Genomic DNA, 15,192 nt, shown 5'->3' with positions numbered 1-15,192 from the left:
CAGATGCAGTCCGCGTGTCGCTTTCATCTCTCTCTCTCCCTTCGTCGCGCGCCACCGGCTTGTGCCGGTCTGTCGATCCGCGAGACAATATCGGCGACTTATCACACTAAGTGAGACAAGCGCAAGTATTTGCCTCACGGGATGCGATATGCTAGCCGGACGGTCTCAGGACGGAGGCGCATATCGCGACAATCAGCCCGATTCCGCGCTTTGTGGTCGGCGATGCGGCCAAGGCGGCGGTGCTCGACGCGACCGCCATGGTCGTCACCCGGGTCGGCTTTCACGACACGACGATCGACCATGTCGTCCGCGAATCGGGGGTATCGCGCGCGACGCTCTATCGCTGGTTCGGCAATCGCGAGGGCCTGCTGCTCGCCTTGCTCCAGCATCTGGCGGGCCCCTATCTGGAGCGTAGCGGTCAGATCGCGGTCGGGCTGGGGCCGATCGAGGACCGGCTGGAACAGGTGATCGCGGGCGGTATCGAAAGCATCTGCAACACGCCGTGGATCCACAAGGTCGCCAAGGATGGCCTGCTGCACGACGACTTCTCGATCTTCCTCACCGCGCACAAGTCGATCACGGGGGCGGTGGTGGGGCGGATGCTCGAAGGCGCGATGGCGTCGGGCGCCTGGACCCCGCCCGACGATCTCGACCGGCTGACCGAATGGCTGCTCCACCAGATGCTGGTGCTGGGCGGCGAGGATTATGACGACCCGCTGGAAATCCGGCGGCGCGTCGCCATCTATGTGATGCCGGTGCTGAACCTGCCCGGGGCGGCGCGCGGCGGCGGCGACATCGCGGCGCGGCTCGAGTCCATCGAACGCAAGATCGACGGGCTCGCGTCCTGAGATTCCGGCTGGCGCCGCGTTGACAAAATGGGGCCCCGATCCTATATCGCCGCCACACCCCATCGTTCGAGATAGAGCCTGACTTTGCGCAACGGGCTGTACGGATAGGTCGGTGGGGATTTCGACAGGCGTTGGAAAGCTGCGGTAAACCGGCAACGGTTGCTTGCGGCTTTTTTCGCGTCGATGCGCTCGCGAGACGGTTTTTTACAAGGCGAGACAATCACTTATGGCGACCAAGGCGAAGTCGGTGGGCAAGGCCCTCGAAGCAACCGCAAGCAAGCGAATCCGTAAGCTGTTCGGCAACATCCACGAAGCCGTGGAAATGCCCAACCTCATCGAGGTGCAGCGCGAATCCTATGAGCAGTTCCTGCGCTCGGATCCGTCGACGGGTTATGTCTCGGGCCTCGAAAAGACGCTGCGCAGCGTGTTCCCGATCCGCGACTTCGCCGGCACCGCCGAGCTCGACTTCGTCCATTACGAACTCGAAGACCCGAAATATGACGTCGAGGAATGCCGTCAGCGCGGCATCACCTATGCGGCGCCGATGAAGGTCACGCTGCGCCTGATCGTCTTTGAAGTCGACAGCGAAACCGACACCCGCTCGGTCCTCGATATCAAGGAGCAGGACGTCTATATGGGCGACATGCCCCTGATGACGGGCAACGGTACCTTCTTCGTCAACGGCACCGAGCGCGTCATCGTGTCGCAGATGCACCGTTCGCCGGGTGTGCTGTTCGACCATGATCGCGGCAAGACCCACTCGTCGGGCAAGTTCCTGTTCGCCGCGCGCGTGATCCCGTATCGCGGTTCGTGGCTCGACTTCGAATTCGACGCCAAGGACATCGTCAACGTCCGTATCGACCGCAAGCGCAAGCTGCCGGTCACCAGCCTGCTCTACGCGCTGGGCATGACGGGCGAGGAAATTCTCAACACCTTCTATGACCGCCTCGTCTTCGAGCGCGCCGAGAATGGCTGGCGCGTGCCTTTCATGGTCGAAAACTGGCGCGGGTCGAAGCCCGCGTTCGACGTCGTCGACGCCAAGACCGGCGAAGTCGTCTTCGCCGCCGGCCACAAGATCAGCCCGCGCCTCGCCAACAAGGCAGCGAAGGATGGTCTCGACACGCTGCTGATCCCGACCGAGGAAATCTTCGGCCGCTACAGCGCCTATGACCTGATCAACGAAGCCACCGGCGAGATCTATATCGAAGCCGGCGACGAAGTGACCGCCGACAATCTCGAGAAGATCGACGGGGCGGGCATCGACAAGCTCGTGCTGCTCGACATCGATCACAACAACACCGGTCCGTGGATCCGCAACACGTTGAAGGCCGACAAGGCCGAGGATCGCGACCAGGCGCTGTCGGACATCTATCGCGTCATGCGCCCCGGCGAACCGCCGACGCGCGAAACCGCCGAAGCGCTGTTCGGCGGCCTGTTCTTCGACCCCGAGCGCTATGACCTGTCGGCCGTGGGCCGCGTCAAGCTCAACATGCGCCTCGGCCTCGACGCCGAGGACACGGTGACGACGCTGCGCAGCGAGGACATCCTCGCCGTGGTCAAGGAACTGGTGAACCTGAAGGACGGCAAGGGCGAAATCGACGATATCGACAACCTCGGCAACCGCCGTGTCCGTTCGGTCGGCGAGCTGCTCGAAAACCAGTATCGCGTCGGCCTGCTCCGCATGGAGCGCGCCGTGAAGGAGCGCATGTCGTCGGTCGACGTGTCGACGGTGATGCCGAACGACCTGATCAACGCCAAGCCGGCCGTGGCTGCGGTGCGCGAATTCTTTGGTTCGTCGCAGCTCAGCCAGTTCATGGACCAGACCAACCCGCTGTCGGAAGTTACCCACAAGCGCCGCGTGTCGGCGCTTGGGCCGGGCGGTCTGACGCGCGAGCGCGCGGGCTTCGAAGTCCGCGACGTTCACCCGACGCATTATGGCCGCATCTGCCCGATCGAAACGCCGGAAGGCCCGAACATCGGTCTGATCAACTCGCTCGCTACCTTCGCGCGCGTCAACAAATACGGCTTCATCGAAACCCCGTACCGCAAGATCATCGACGGCAAGGTCACCACCGACGTCGTCTATCTGTCGGCGATGGAAGAGCAGAAGCACACCGTCGCACAGGCGAACGCCGACCTGCATGAGGATGGCAGCTTCGTCGACGACCTGATCTCGGCACGCGAAGCAGGCGAATTCCTGATGGCGCCCAAGGGTCAGATCACCCTGATGGACGTGTCGCCGAAGCAGCTGGTTTCGGTCGCGGCATCGCTCATTCCGTTCCTGGAAAACGATGACGCCAACCGCGCGCTGATGGGATCGAACATGCAGCGCCAGGCCGTGCCGCTGATCCGGGCCGAAGCCCCGGTCGTCGGTACCGGCATGGAAGAGACGGTTGCGCGCGACTCCGGCGCGGCCATCGCGGCGCGCCGCGGCGGCATCATCGACCAGGTCGACGCGACGCGTATCGTGATCCGTGCGACCGATATGGTCGAACCCGGCAAGTCGGGCGTCGACATCTATCGCCTGCAGAAGTTCCAGCGTTCGAACCAGAACACCTGCATCAACCAGCGTCCGCTGGTGAAGGTGGGCGAAGTGGTCAAGACCGGCGACATCATCGCCGACGGTCCGTCGACCGAGCTGGGCGAACTGGCGCTGGGCAAGAATGTGCTCGTCGCGTTCATGCCCTGGAACGGCTATAATTATGAGGACTCGATCCTCATCAGCGAACGCATCGTGAAGGACGACGTCTTCACCTCGATCCACATCGAGGAATTCGAAGTCACCGCGCGCGACACGCGCCTTGGCCCCGAAGATATCACGCGCGACATTCCGAACGTCGGCGAGGAAGCGCTCCGCAACCTCGACGAAGCGGGCATCGTCTATATCGGCGCCGAAGTCGGCCCGGGCGACATTCTGGCCGGCAAGATCACCCCCAAGGGTGAATCGCCGATGACGCCGGAAGAGAAGCTGCTGCGCGCGATCTTCGGCGAAAAGGCCAGCGACGTGCGCGACACGTCGCTCCGCCTGCCGCCGGGCGTGTCGGGCACCGTCGTCGAAGTCCGCGTCTTCAACCGCCACGGCATCGACAAGGACGAGCGCGCGATCGCGATCGAACGCGAGGAAATCGAGCGCCTGAAGCAGGACGCCGACGACGAGCGTGCGATCCTCAACCGTGCGACCTTCTCCAGCCTGAAGGACCTGCTGATCGGTCAGACGACCAGCGCGGTGCCCAAGGGCCTGAAGAAGGGCGATGTGGTCACCGAGGAGATGCTGGTCGAACTCGACCGCGCCGACTGGTGGAAGCTGGCGGTCGTCGAAGACAATGCCCAGACCGCCCTCGAAGCGATCAAGGCGCAGTATGACGACGCGATCAAGCGGATCAGCGCGAAATATGAAGATCGCGTCGAAAAGCTGCAGCGCGGCGACGAACTCGCCCCGGGCGTGCTCAAGATGGTCAAGGTCTTCGTCGCGGTGAAGCGCAAGCTGCAGTCGGGCGACAAGATGGCCGGCCGTCACGGCAACAAGGGCATCATCAGCCGCATCCTGCCGATCGAGGACATGCCGTTCCTGGAAGATGGCACGCATGTCGACTTCGTGCTCAACCCGCTGGGCGTGCCGTCGCGCATGAACGTCGGACAGATCCTCGAAACGCACCTCGGCTGGGCATCGCGTGGCTTCGGTCGCCAGATCACCGCGGCGCTCGAGGATTGGCGCATGGCGAACCCCGACCCCGAGGCCGGGTCGCCGCCGGAAGCGGTGCGCGAAGCGCTGCTTCACGCCTATGGCGACGAATATGCGGACGACATCAAGGCGCGGACGACCGATCAGGTCGTCGAGCTTGCCGGCAATCTGTCGGTCGGCGTGCCCTTTGCGACTCCCGTGTTCGACGGCGCGCGCGAAGGCGATGTGTCGGCGATGCTGGAACGCGCCGGTCTCGACCGGTCGGGCCAGGTCGATCTGTACGATGGCCGCACCGGCGACCGCTTCGACCGCAAGGTGACGGTGGGATATATGTATATCCTGAAGCTCCATCACCTGGTCGACGACAAGATCCACGCGCGTTCGATCGGGCCGTACTCGCTTGTTACCCAGCAGCCGCTGGGCGGCAAGGCGCAGTTCGGTGGCCAGCGCTTCGGTGAAATGGAAGTGTGGGCGCTGCAGGCTTATGGCGCGGCGTACACGCTGCAGGAAATGCTGACGGTGAAGTCCGATGACGTGATCGGCCGCACCAAGGTCTACGAGGCGATCGTCAAGGGCGACGACACGTTCGAGGCCGGCATTCCCGAAAGCTTCAACGTGCTCGTCAAGGAAATGCGCTCGCTGGGCCTCAACGTCGAACTGTCTTCCTATGCGGAGCAGGACCCCGACGAAGGTCCGGACGCCCTTCCCGAAGCCGCGGAGTGATCAAGGGGCAGGCGTGGCGGAATTGGTAAACGCACCTCTCCAAGGAGGAAACTGCGGGTTCGAGTCCCGCCGCCAGCCAACCGAATGATCGAATTGATTTTGCTCCTGAACGGAGAATGAGAATGAACCAGCTTACCAACTTCATGAACCCGGTCGCGAAGCCCGAAACCTTCGACATGATCAAGATCGGCATCGCCAGCCCCGAGCGCATCCGTTCGTGGTCGTTCGGCGAGATCAAGAAGCCCGAAACCATCAACTATCGCACGTTCAAGCCCGAGCGTGACGGCCTGTTCTGCGCGCGCATCTTCGGTCCGATCAAGGATTATGAATGCCTGTGCGGCAAGTACAAGCGCATGAAATACAAGGGCATCGTCTGCGAAAAATGCGGTGTCGAAGTCACGGTGACCAAGGTCCGCCGCGAGCGCATGGGCCATATCGAGCTCGCCGCGCCGGTCGCGCACATCTGGTTCCTGAAGTCGCTGCCGTCGCGCATCGGCCTGCTGCTCGACATGCAGCTCAAGCAGCTCGAGCGCGTCCTCTATTTCGAGGCCTATATCGTTCTCGAACCCGGCCTGACGCCGCTGGAGAAGTTCCAGCTGCTGACCGAAGACGAGCTGCTCGATGCGCAGGATGAATATGGCGAAGACGCGTTCAGCGCTGGCATCGGCGCCGAGGCGATCCGCGTGCTGCTCGAGAATCTCGATCTCGAACAGGAACGCGCCGACCTGATGGAAGATCTGGCGACGACCAAGTCGGAGCTGAAGCCCAAGAAGATCATCAAGCGCCTGAAAGTCGTCGAAAGCTTCATCGATTCGGGCAACCGCCCCGAATGGATGATCCTGGAAGTCGTCCCCGTGATCCCGCCCGAACTGCGCCCGCTGGTGCCGCTCGACGGCGGCCGCTTCGCGACGTCGGATCTCAACGATCTCTATCGCCGCGTCATCAACCGCAACAATCGTTTGAAGCGCCTGATGGAACTGCGCGCGCCGGACATCATCGTCCGCAACGAAAAGCGCATGCTGCAGGAAGCCGTCGACGCGCTGTTCGACAACGGCCGCCGCGGCCGCACGATCACGGGCGCCAACAAGCGTCCGCTGAAGTCGCTGTCCGACATGCTCAAGGGCAAGCAGGGCCGCTTCCGTCAGAACCTGCTCGGCAAGCGCGTCGACTATTCGGGCCGTTCGGTCATCGTGACCGGTCCCGAACTCAAGCTGCACCAGTGCGGCCTGCCGAAGAAAATGGCGCTCGAGCTGTTCAAGCCGTTCATCTACGCGCGCCTCGACGCCAAGGGTCTGTCGATGACCCTGAAGCAGGCGAAGAAGTGGGTCGAAAAGGAACGCAAGGAAGTCTGGGACATTCTCGACGAAGTCATTCGCGAGCACCCGGTCCTGCTGAACCGCGCCCCGACGCTTCACCGCCTTGGCATTCAGGCGTTCGAACCCGTCCTGATCGAGGGCAAGGCGATCCAGCTTCACCCGCTGGTCTGCGCCGCGTTCAACGCCGACTTCGACGGTGACCAGATGGCGGTCCACGTGCCGCTTTCGCTGGAAGCCCAGCTGGAAGCGCGCGTGCTGATGATGTCGACCAACAACATCCTGAGCCCCGCGAACGGCAAGCCGATCATCGTGCCGTCGCAGGACATGGTGCTGGGTCTCTATTATCTGTCGATGGAGCGTGCGGGCGAACCCGGTGAGGGCATGTTGCTCGCCGACATGGCCGAGGTGCATCAGGCGCTGTTCACCGGCGCCGTGACGCTGCACACCAAGGTCATCAGCCGCGTCCCGCAGACCGACGAGAAGGGCAATGAATATCTGCGCCGCTTCGAGACGACCCCGGGCCGCATGCTGATCGGCGAATGCCTGCCGAAGTCGCACACCGTGCCCTTCGACGTCGTCAACCGCCTTCTGACCAAGAAGGAAATCGGCGACGTGATCGACCAGGTCTATCGCCACACCGGCCAGAAAGAGACCGTGTTGTTCGCCGACGCCATCATGGCGCTGGGCTTCCGCAACGCGTTCAAGGCCGGCATCTCCTTCGGCAAGGATGACATGATCATCCCGGCATCGAAGGAAGGCATGGTCGACGAGACCCGCGCCCTCGTGAAGGACTTCGAGCAGCAGTATCAGGACGGCCTGATCACGCAGCAGGAAAAGTACAATAAGGCCATCGATGCGTGGTCGCAGTGCGGCGACAAGGTCGCGAACGCGATGATGGACGAAATCCGCGCCGAGCCGAAGGACCCGAAGACGGGCCGTCTGGCCCCGATCAACTCCATCTATATGATGGCGCACTCGGGTGCTCGTGGTTCGCAGGCCCAGATGAAGCAGCTCGCCGGTATGCGCGGCCTGATGGCCAAGCCGTCGGGCGAGATCATCGAAACGCCGATCATCTCGAACTTCAAGGAAGGTCTGACCGTTCTCGAGTATTTCAACTCGACCCACGGCGCCCGTAAGGGTCTGGCCGATACGGCGCTCAAGACGGCGAACTCGGGTTATTTGACCCGCCGTCTGGTCGACGTGTCGCAGGACTGCGTCGTGATCGAGGAAGATTGCGGCACCGAACGCGGCATGGAAATGCGCGCGATCATCCAGGGCGGTTCGACGATCGCCTCGCTGGGCGAGCGCATCCTGGGCCGTACGACGCTGGAAGATGTCGTCGACAAGGACGGCAATGTGCTGGCTCCGGTCGGCACCCTGCTCGACGAAGCGACGACGCAGCGGATCGAGGACGCCGAAGTCCAGTCGGTGAAGATCCGTTCGCCGCTGGTCTGCGAAGCGACGCTGGGCGTTTGCGGCAAATGCTATGGCCGTGACCTCGCGCGTGGGACCCCGGTGAACATCGGCGAAGCGGTCGGCGTCATCGCCGCCCAGTCGATCGGTGAACCCGGCACCCAGCTGACCATGCGTACCTTCCACATCGGTGGCGCGGCGCAGGTCAACGAGCAGTCGAACGCCGAATCGATCTCCGACGGCACGATCGAATATCGCGAGATGACCACGATCGTCGACCAGCGCGGCCGCCGTCTGGCGCTGTCGCGTTCGGGCGAAGTCGCGGTGATCGACAGCGAAGGCCGCGAACGCGCGTCGCACAAGCTGCCTTATGGTGCGCAGATCCTGTTCAAGGACGGCGACAAGGTGAAGAAGGGCGACCGGATTGCCGAATGGGATCCGTTCACCATGCCGCTGATCACCGAAAAGCAGGGCATCGTGAAGTATCAGGACCTTCAGGACACCAAGACGCTGATCGAACAGGTCGACGAAGCGACGGGCATCGCCCAGCGCGTCGTGATCGAATATCGTTCGGCGGGCCGGTCGAAGAAGGAAGACCTGCAGCCGCGCCTGACCCTGCTCGACGACCAGTCGGGCGAAGCCGCGCGCTATCTGCTCGCGGTCGGCACGATGCTGTCGGTCGAGGACGGCCAGGAAGTGCAGGCGGGCGACGTGCTGGCGCGTGTCAGCCGCGAGGCGTCGAAGACGCGCGACATCACCGGCGGTCTGCCGCGTGTTGCCGAGCTGTTCGAAGCGCGCATTCCGAAGGACAACAGCGTCATCGCGAAGATCAGCGGCCGCATTGAATTCGTCAAGGATTACAAGGCGAAGCGCAAGATCGCGATCGTTCCGGAAGAAGGCGATTCGATCGAGTACCTCATTCCCAAGTCGAAGGTGCTGGAAGTGCAGGAAGGCGACCAGGTCAAGCGCGGCGACGCGCTGATTTCGGGCTCGCCGAACCCGCACGACATCCTCGACGTCATGGGCGTCGAGGCGCTGGCCGAATATCTCGTCGCGGAAATCCAGGAAGTCTATCGACTGCAGGGCGTGAAGATCAACGACAAGCACATCGAGGTGATCGTTCGCCAGATGCTGCAGAAGGTCGAGATCACCGAAGGCGGCGACACCACGCTGCTGCCGGGCGAACAGCTCGATTATCTGGAGATGATGGAATATAACGCCAAGCTGCCGAAGAACGGTCGCAAGGCCGAAGGTCGCCCGGTCCTGCTGGGCATCACCAAGGCGTCGCTGCAGACCCGCAGCTTCGTGTCGGCCGCGTCCTTCCAGGAGACGACCCGCGTTCTCACCGAGGCTTCGGTGCAGGGCAAGATCGACTCGCTGCAGGGCCTGAAGGAAAACGTCATCGTTGGCCGCCTGATCCCGGCGGGCACCGGGGCGGCGATGAACCGCGTTCGCGTTACCGCGTCGTCGAAGGATGCCGCGCTGCGCGCCTCGATGCGCGCCGCGAACCAGGAGCATCTGATCGCGCCGCAGACCGCCGCCGAGGAACATGCCGCCGAACTGGCGCAAGGTCCCGAAGCGGCGATCGGCAACGATCCGCTGGCGGCTGTCGAAGGCGAAACCCACGGCAGCGATGCCGACGCCGGCGATTACCTGATCCAGGGCGACGAGCAGGCCTAAGCCTCTCGGCCTCGCATCAGCGAAGCCAGAACGAAACAGGGCTCGCCGGGAAACCGGCGGGCCCTTTTTCGTTCATGTTCGCGCAGCCCGCGACCTGATACGCCGTGCGCCGGGTCGCAGAGCAATGGCGAAGGAGGGTATGATGGGCATGAGCAGGATGGCAGCGGTGGCGGCCGCGATAGCGCTGGTCGCGGGCGGCAGCGGCGCACTGGCGCAGGACAACAGCAATATCCAGGGCGAGGTGGTGGTGACCGCGCAGCGCGCGTCGGCGGGCTATCTCGCCGATGTGCAGCCGGTCGTCGGTTTGCGGCGGACCGCCGACAGCGCGATCCAGCGGGTGCAGTTCACCTCTGACTCGCGCGAGGAGGATGTCCGCAAGCGTGAAATCCACGCGATGCTGGAGGCGGCGATCCGCCGCGCCGAAAGTTCGGGCGTCGAACTCGTCACCGGCGATTTCGAGCTGACCAAGGTGACGCTGACCAATTACAAGGGCCTGGTCTTCCAGCGCGGCTCGCGCCCCGACACCAGTGAGATCGGGCTGTTCGTCAAAGCGGGTCTCGCGGGCTCGGTCGGCAGCGCGCAGGAGCGGATCGACGGTTTCGTCAAGGGCGTGCCGGCGACCGGCCGGGCGCTGATCGAGAAACGCGGCGGGATCACGCTGACGATCAAGAATCCCGACCAGTATCGCGCCGAGATCGTCCGGCTGGTGGCGGCCGAGGGGCTGAAGACTGCGGCGGCCTTCGGCCCCGATTATGGGGTCGATGTCCGCGGTCTCAATGAACAACTCGCCTGGGCGCAGGCCAGCCCGACCGAGGTGTTCCTGTACCTGCCCTATGACTTCACCGTGCGGCCCAAGGGATGACGGGGGCCAAATGAAAAGGCCCGCCGGGCGATAGACCGGCGAGCCTTTGATCTGTGGAAATGTGCGGGCCGGTGCGACTGCGCCTGAAAGGCGGCCGGCCCGGTGCTGGCTGGTTACGGCGCGAGGATCGCGATGGTGATATACAGCAGCAGCGGCAGGCCGAAGCCCAGCAAAGTCAGCGCGACAAAGCCGACGCGCGTCCACAAGACGTCGATGCCGAAGCGGTCGGCCATGCCGGCGCAGACGCCGAAGACCATGCCATCGCGACGATTCTTGCGAAAACCCTGTGTCATTTCTTTCCTTTCCATCCCGGCCCGGTGGCCGGCGTTTTTCGGTGGCGGCGGGTCAGTTGGTCAAGCGACCAACTGACCGACATGCGCGCCCGTCTGACCGACGGCGACCATGAAGAGCATCGCGGAGCAATAGACCGAAGCGAAAGCGGCAACGGCGTAGCTGCGAAGCGAGTCTGCGTTGAAATGGGCCATGATTTTGTCCTTCCTTTTTTCTTCCGCCCGGCCTGTCCGGTGGATGCCAAGGGTAATGCAGGAGGCGTGCCAATTTCATTCATTGGCGGTTAACCGCCGATTTTCGGGTTTTGATCGATTATTTCGTGGCGAAAAATCCTGTCAATAGGGATTAATTCCCGATGATTGGAAAATTGTAACATGAGCTGACCAAGGATTCCCCTCCCGCTTGCGGGAGGGGAGCAAGACCCGTTTCCCTCGCGACCCGAAATATTCTAGGCGAAAGGACGATGACGCTCGCCCGCCTGTCCCTCACAGATTTTCGCAATCATGCTGCGGCGGAAATGGCGGCGGGGCCGGGGCTGGTCGCGCTCCACGGCGACAATGGTGCGGGCAAGACCAATATCCTGGAGGCCGTCTCGCTGCTCGCGCCGGGGCGCGGCCTGCGCCGGGCGGCGCTGCCCGACATGGTGCGCGACGGGGCGACCGGCGGTTTTGCGGTGTTCGCGGAGGTGTCGGCGGGCGACGATCTGGCGCCGGTCGCGCTGGGGACGGGGATCGAACCCGCGCATCCGGGGCGGCGGATCGTGCGGATCAATGGCGCTGCGGCGGCGGCGACGGCGCTTGGCGAGTGGCTGGCGGTGCTGTGGCTGACCCCGGCGATGGACCGGCTGTTTGTCGAGACCGCGGGCAATCGGCGGCGCTTCCTCGACCGGCTCGTCCTCGCGCTCGACCCGCGCCACGCGCAGCACGGCAATCGCTATGAGGCGGCGCTGCGCGCGCGCGGCAAATTGCTCGCCGACCTGCCGGCCGCCGACCAGCAATGGCTGACGAGCCTCGAAGCGCAGCTCGCCGAGCATGGCGCGGCGATGGACGCGGCGCGGCAGGCGACGCTGGCGGCGCTGTCGGCCGAACTCGCCGGACAGCCCGACGCGCCCTTTGCCCGGCCGTTGCTGACCCTGGTCGATAGCGAGGGCGCCGTTCGCGAAGCCCCGCACGATGTCGAGGCGCTCAAGGCGCTGTTCGCCGGTCGCCGCCGCATCGATGCCGCCGCAGGACGCGCCACCGCCGGGCCGCATCGCGACGACCTGGCGGCGGTCCATGCCGCGACGGGGCGCAGCGCGGCGCGCTGTTCGACCGGCGAGCAAAAGGCGATGCTGCTCTCGCTCGTCCTCGCGCACAGCGACTGCGTCGCGCGCGCGCGCGGCCAGCGGCCGATCCTGCTGCTCGACGAGGTCGCCGCGCACCTCGACCCGATGCGCCGTGCGGCGCTCTATGAGCGGCTGGCCGGGCAGGGCGGGCAGGCCTGGCTCACCGGGACCGAGGCGGCGCTGTTCGACGCCATGCCGGGGCCGGTGACGCGTTTCCGGATCGCCGGCGGGCGCATTGGGGCCGGATAAGTAACGCGATATCAAGGCTTGCCGCGTAACTATGCCGTGAAGGGGGCACGACCATGGATACGCGCGACAATCTGACCGGCGGGGGTTTCGGACGGCGGCGGAGCGCGTTGATGGGCGCGCCGTCGGGTGCGCCGGAATCCGATGTGCAGCCGGGCTATGCTTTCGAGGCCGACGAACCGGCCGATCGCATGTCGGCGTTGCGCCTGGCCGGAATCATCGTGGGCGGGCTGCTGGCGCTGCTGTGCATTGAGGCGCTGTTTTCGGGAACGTCGCTGATTACCCCGATCAACGGCACCTTTCTCAATGCGATGCGGCTGATTGGCTTTGTGCTGGGGATCCCGCTAGCCATTCTCACCATCATGCGGCCGCACGAGCCGATGGGGATCGCCAAGAAGATCCTGATCCTGCTGTTCCTGCCGGTGTTGACCGGCTTTGCCGGCGGCGAAGTGGCCTGGCGGATCAGCGACTGGACCGAATTCGGCTTTTCCTCCGCCGCCTATGAGCCCGCCGCCTATCCGATCCAATATGCGAGCCACGGCCGCAAGGGGCGCCGCGATTCGTTCGAGATCGATCCCTATGATGCGGGCGAGAGCACCGACATTGCGGTGCCGTCGGCGCAGTTCGACGCGATCTGGCCGAACCACAGCGACTATTGCATCACGGTGATGCAGCGCAAATCGGCGTCGGGCGCGATCGAGATCGTCAACGACGGCGTGTTCACGCTGCGCGAGCCCGCGCCCGCGGTGCTGACGCCATGCGGCGAGGGCGGTTCGGTTTCCGGCGACGCGTCGTCGCCATGGGACAAGAAAGAGCTGCGCCTTTAGGCGCGACCGACGCGGGCCTCAGCCCTTCGGCTTGACGGTCACCCAGACGTTGACCGGCGCGACGAATTTGCCCGGCGCGGGCTTGCCGACGTCGATGCGTTCGGCGGTGACCAGTTCGCCGGTTTCGAGCGTGAAGCTGGCCCATGGCTTGGGCATGCGGCCAAAGCTCATCTTCTGGATCGGCTGGCCGGTAGCGGTGTTCATAATGGTTGCGGTGATACCCATGGCGCAGGCGGTAGCGAGGCGCGCGCGATTCTGTCCAGCGGGAAACGGGGCGGGTATCGAAGGCCGGCTTTGCGCCCGATCAGCCGATCGCCCCCTTGGCCAGGTCGACGAGGACCCCTAGTTTTGCGACCAGATCGCGCCAGACCGGATCGTCGTTCGCCCAGGCGACCAGCGACAGCGCGGCGACCGCCGCGATACCGACGCCGAAGGGCAGGCGGGTGACCCAGACTTGCTGGTCGAAACTGCACCCATCCTCGTCGGTATAGGTCCAGCGTTCGATCATGCTGCGGTTCTTGGGCGGCTTGCCCATCACTTCCCGGCTGAAATCTTCGAGACTCATGGGAGCGCTCCTCGCTGGTCGCCCCGATGATAGTGAGTCAGCGTAAAGGACCGGTTGCCGCCCGATCGATCGTGCGGGTCAGAGGATGTCCTGCACCGTCTCCATCGGCCGGCACAGCCGCACGCCCTTATCGGTTTCGACGAAGGGGCGTTCGACATAGGCCGGGTTTGCGGCCATCGCGGCGATGATCGCGTCCTCCGCCCATTCGGTCATGCCGCGCTCGGCGGCGTCGGTGCCGCGCAGGCGGAGCGCGTCGCGGGCGCCGATCCCGGCGGCCTCGAACAGCTGGCGCAGCTTGTCGGCCGCATAGGGCGTCTTGAGATATTCGACGACGCTGAGCTCGACGCCGGGGGTTTCTTGCAGCGCGGCGAGCGTCTTGCGCGAGGTGCCGCAGGCGGGGTTGTGCCAGATGGTTGCTTTCATGCCTCCGCTCCTATCGCCGCGAGCGTTCCGATGTAAACCCGCCGTTCACAGCAAATATGCCACAACTCGCGGTATGAAGACGATGAAGCTGCTTGCCTTTCAGGCCGAAGCTGCGGCTAATGCCCCGACGAGGGACCGCCAGAGGCGGCATACGGGGTTGGGTTGCACGTGACAAAGATGATCGATCGCCGATCGATGTTGGCCGCCGTAGCGGGCGCAGGCGCTTTGGCCGCGACGTCGCTGCGCGCGCAGACGATGCCGGGCTGGATCCAGCAGCCGGCGCCTTTCGTGCCGCCGGCGGTGGACTATGCGGCCGTGGCGAAGCAGCAGATGGCGTTGCAGGGCCGCAATATTTCGCAGACCGACCGCGTCGGCATCGTCGATTTCGGCCTGCCGTCGTCGCGCCCGCGTTTCGCGCTGGTCGACATGGTCGCGGGCAAGGTCGACATGTTCCCGGTGACGCACGGTCGCGGATCGGACCCGCAGCACGACGGCTGGCTCAAGAGCTTTTCGAACCGCATCGGGTCGCTCGCGACCTCGCGCGGCGCGTACCGGACCAGCGACTATTATTGGGGCAGCAACGGATCGTCGATGCGCCTCGCGGGGCTGGAGCCCGACAATTACAACGCCGACGCGCGCGCGATCGTCGTCCATGGCGCCTGGTACGCCGAACCGTCGCTGATCGCGACGCAAGGCAAGCTGGGGCGCAGCGAGGGATGCTTCGTGTTCGGCGAGGAATTGCTGCCGATGATCCTCTACAAGCTGGGGCCGGGGCGCTTGCTGTTCGCTGACAAGCTCAGCCTGCCGCCGCCGGCGCCGGTGCCGTTCGAACTGCCGGGCACGCCCGCGCCGGGGACCGAGAATATGGTGCGCGCCGGCGCGCAGCAGGGTGTGTTCCCGACGACGGCGGATTGAGTCCGTTCGGACGGAATCGCTCGTCACCGTAGCCCTGAGCCTGTCGAAGGGCGCCTATCCGAGAAGCGCCCTTCGAC

General features: G+C 64.5%; 12 protein-coding genes and 1 tRNA gene. 8 read left to right on the top strand and 5 right to left on the bottom strand.

Annotated elements, in window-relative coordinates:
* Positions 1 to 212: 212 nt before the first annotated feature.
* The 5 genes from ACREB7_RS18010 to ACREB7_RS17990 all read left to right on the top strand — a co-directional run bounded on the left by ACREB7_RS18010 (position 213) and on the right by ACREB7_RS17990 (position 10,524).
* On the top strand, positions 213 to 848 hold the full coding sequence (locus ACREB7_RS18010; RefSeq protein WP_431593651.1) for a TetR/AcrR family transcriptional regulator: 636 nt from the start codon (positions 213 to 215) through the stop codon (positions 846 to 848).
* A gap of 226 nt (positions 849 to 1,074) precedes the next feature.
* Positions 1,075 to 5,253, top strand: coding sequence for a DNA-directed RNA polymerase subunit beta (gene rpoB / locus ACREB7_RS18005; protein WP_431593650.1), 4,179 nt, complete (start codon positions 1,075 to 1,077; stop codon positions 5,251 to 5,253).
* A 6-nt stretch (positions 5,254 to 5,259) separates the two neighbouring features.
* Positions 5,260 to 5,332 (top strand) — tRNA-OTHER (locus ACREB7_RS18000).
* 43 nt (positions 5,333 to 5,375) lie between these two features.
* Positions 5,376 to 9,662, top strand: a complete 4,287-nt coding sequence (gene rpoC, locus ACREB7_RS17995; protein WP_431593649.1) for a DNA-directed RNA polymerase subunit beta' — start codon at positions 5,376 to 5,378, stop codon at positions 9,660 to 9,662.
* 148 nt (positions 9,663 to 9,810) lie between these two features.
* Positions 9,811 to 10,524, top strand: coding sequence for a TonB-dependent receptor (locus tag ACREB7_RS17990; RefSeq protein WP_431593648.1), 714 nt, complete (start codon positions 9,811 to 9,813; stop codon positions 10,522 to 10,524).
* Positions 10,525 to 10,637: 113 nt separating this feature from the next.
* Here ACREB7_RS17990 and ACREB7_RS17985 read toward each other — a convergent pair whose 3' ends face one another.
* Together ACREB7_RS17985 and ACREB7_RS17980 are read right to left on the bottom strand one after the other, a co-directional pair.
* A complete protein-coding gene (locus ACREB7_RS17985) occupies positions 10,638 to 10,817 on the bottom strand; it encodes a PspC domain-containing protein (protein WP_431593647.1) in 180 nt (59 codons plus the stop codon).
* Positions 10,818 to 10,877: 60 nt separating this feature from the next.
* Positions 10,878 to 11,009 carry a hypothetical protein gene (locus ACREB7_RS17980; protein WP_262407985.1) on the bottom strand — a complete coding sequence of 44 codons (132 nt, stop codon included), beginning with the start codon at positions 11,007 to 11,009 and terminating at the stop codon, positions 10,878 to 10,880.
* Between the two features lie 269 nt (positions 11,010 to 11,278).
* Here ACREB7_RS17980 and recF point away from each other — a divergent pair, with 269 nt between their 5' ends.
* Together recF and ACREB7_RS17970 are read left to right on the top strand one after the other, a co-directional pair.
* The gene (gene recF, locus ACREB7_RS17975; protein ID WP_431593646.1) at positions 11,279 to 12,388 is read left to right on the top strand and encodes a DNA replication/repair protein RecF; all 1,110 of its coding nucleotides are present in this window, start codon (positions 11,279 to 11,281) and stop codon (positions 12,386 to 12,388) included.
* 53 nt (positions 12,389 to 12,441) lie between these two features.
* A complete protein-coding gene (locus ACREB7_RS17970; protein ID WP_431593645.1) occupies positions 12,442 to 13,212 on the top strand; it encodes a hypothetical protein in 771 nt (256 codons plus the stop codon).
* Between the two features lie 18 nt (positions 13,213 to 13,230).
* On the opposite strand, the gene ACREB7_RS17965 is transcribed toward ACREB7_RS17970, so the two are convergent.
* The 3 genes from ACREB7_RS17965 to ACREB7_RS17955 form a co-directional block, all read right to left on the bottom strand.
* Positions 13,231 to 13,437, bottom strand: coding sequence for a hypothetical protein (locus tag ACREB7_RS17965; RefSeq protein ID WP_431593644.1), 207 nt, complete (start codon positions 13,435 to 13,437; stop codon positions 13,231 to 13,233).
* Between the two features lie 79 nt (positions 13,438 to 13,516).
* A complete protein-coding gene (locus tag ACREB7_RS17960; RefSeq protein WP_431593643.1) occupies positions 13,517 to 13,777 on the bottom strand; it encodes a hypothetical protein in 261 nt (86 codons plus the stop codon).
* A 78-nt stretch (positions 13,778 to 13,855) separates the two neighbouring features.
* Complete coding sequence (locus ACREB7_RS17955) at positions 13,856 to 14,200, bottom strand: arsenate reductase family protein (protein ID WP_431593642.1); 345 nt, start codon at positions 14,198 to 14,200, stop codon at positions 13,856 to 13,858.
* 177 nt (positions 14,201 to 14,377) lie between these two features.
* Here ACREB7_RS17955 and ACREB7_RS17950 point away from each other — a divergent pair, with 177 nt between their 5' ends.
* A complete protein-coding gene (locus ACREB7_RS17950) occupies positions 14,378 to 15,115 on the top strand; it encodes a murein L,D-transpeptidase catalytic domain family protein (RefSeq protein ID WP_431593652.1) in 738 nt (245 codons plus the stop codon).
* The last annotated feature ends 77 nt before the right edge of the window (positions 15,116 to 15,192 follow it).

It is taken from the genome of Sphingopyxis sp. (assembly GCF_050725615.1).
Lineage (GTDB): Bacteria > Pseudomonadota > Alphaproteobacteria > Sphingomonadales > Sphingomonadaceae > Sphingopyxis.
The sequence above is the reverse complement of the archived record's forward strand: the minus strand, read 5'-3'. Positions and strand labels throughout refer to the sequence as shown.

Excerpts from the sequence above, each read along its gene's own strand:
- ACREB7_RS17970 (WP_431593645.1), top strand. The coding sequence starts at position 12,442 with ATGGATACGCGCGACAATCTGACCGGCGGGGGTTTCGGACGGCGGCGG.
- rpoC (WP_431593649.1), top strand. The coding sequence starts at position 5,376 with ATGAACCAGCTTACCAACTTCATGAACCCGGTCGCGAAGCCCGAAACC.
- ACREB7_RS17965 (WP_431593644.1), bottom strand. The coding sequence starts at position 13,437 with ATGGGTATCACCGCAACCATTATGAACACCGCTACCGGCCAGCCGATC.
- ACREB7_RS17955 (WP_431593642.1), bottom strand. The coding sequence starts at position 14,200 with ATGAAAGCAACCATCTGGCACAACCCCGCCTGCGGCACCTCGCGCAAG.
- ACREB7_RS17990 (WP_431593648.1), top strand. The coding sequence starts at position 9,811 with ATGAGCAGGATGGCAGCGGTGGCGGCCGCGATAGCGCTGGTCGCGGGC.
- ACREB7_RS17960 (WP_431593643.1), bottom strand. The coding sequence starts at position 13,777 with ATGAGTCTCGAAGATTTCAGCCGGGAAGTGATGGGCAAGCCGCCCAAG.
- ACREB7_RS17950 (WP_431593652.1), top strand. The coding sequence starts at position 14,378 with ATGATCGATCGCCGATCGATGTTGGCCGCCGTAGCGGGCGCAGGCGCT.
- ACREB7_RS17980 (WP_262407985.1), bottom strand. The coding sequence starts at position 11,009 with ATGGCCCATTTCAACGCAGACTCGCTTCGCAGCTACGCCGTTGCCGCT.
- ACREB7_RS17985 (WP_431593647.1), bottom strand. The coding sequence starts at position 10,817 with ATGACACAGGGTTTTCGCAAGAATCGTCGCGATGGCATGGTCTTCGGC.
- recF (WP_431593646.1), top strand. The coding sequence starts at position 11,279 with ATGACGCTCGCCCGCCTGTCCCTCACAGATTTTCGCAATCATGCTGCG.
- rpoB (WP_431593650.1), top strand. The coding sequence starts at position 1,075 with ATGGCGACCAAGGCGAAGTCGGTGGGCAAGGCCCTCGAAGCAACCGCA.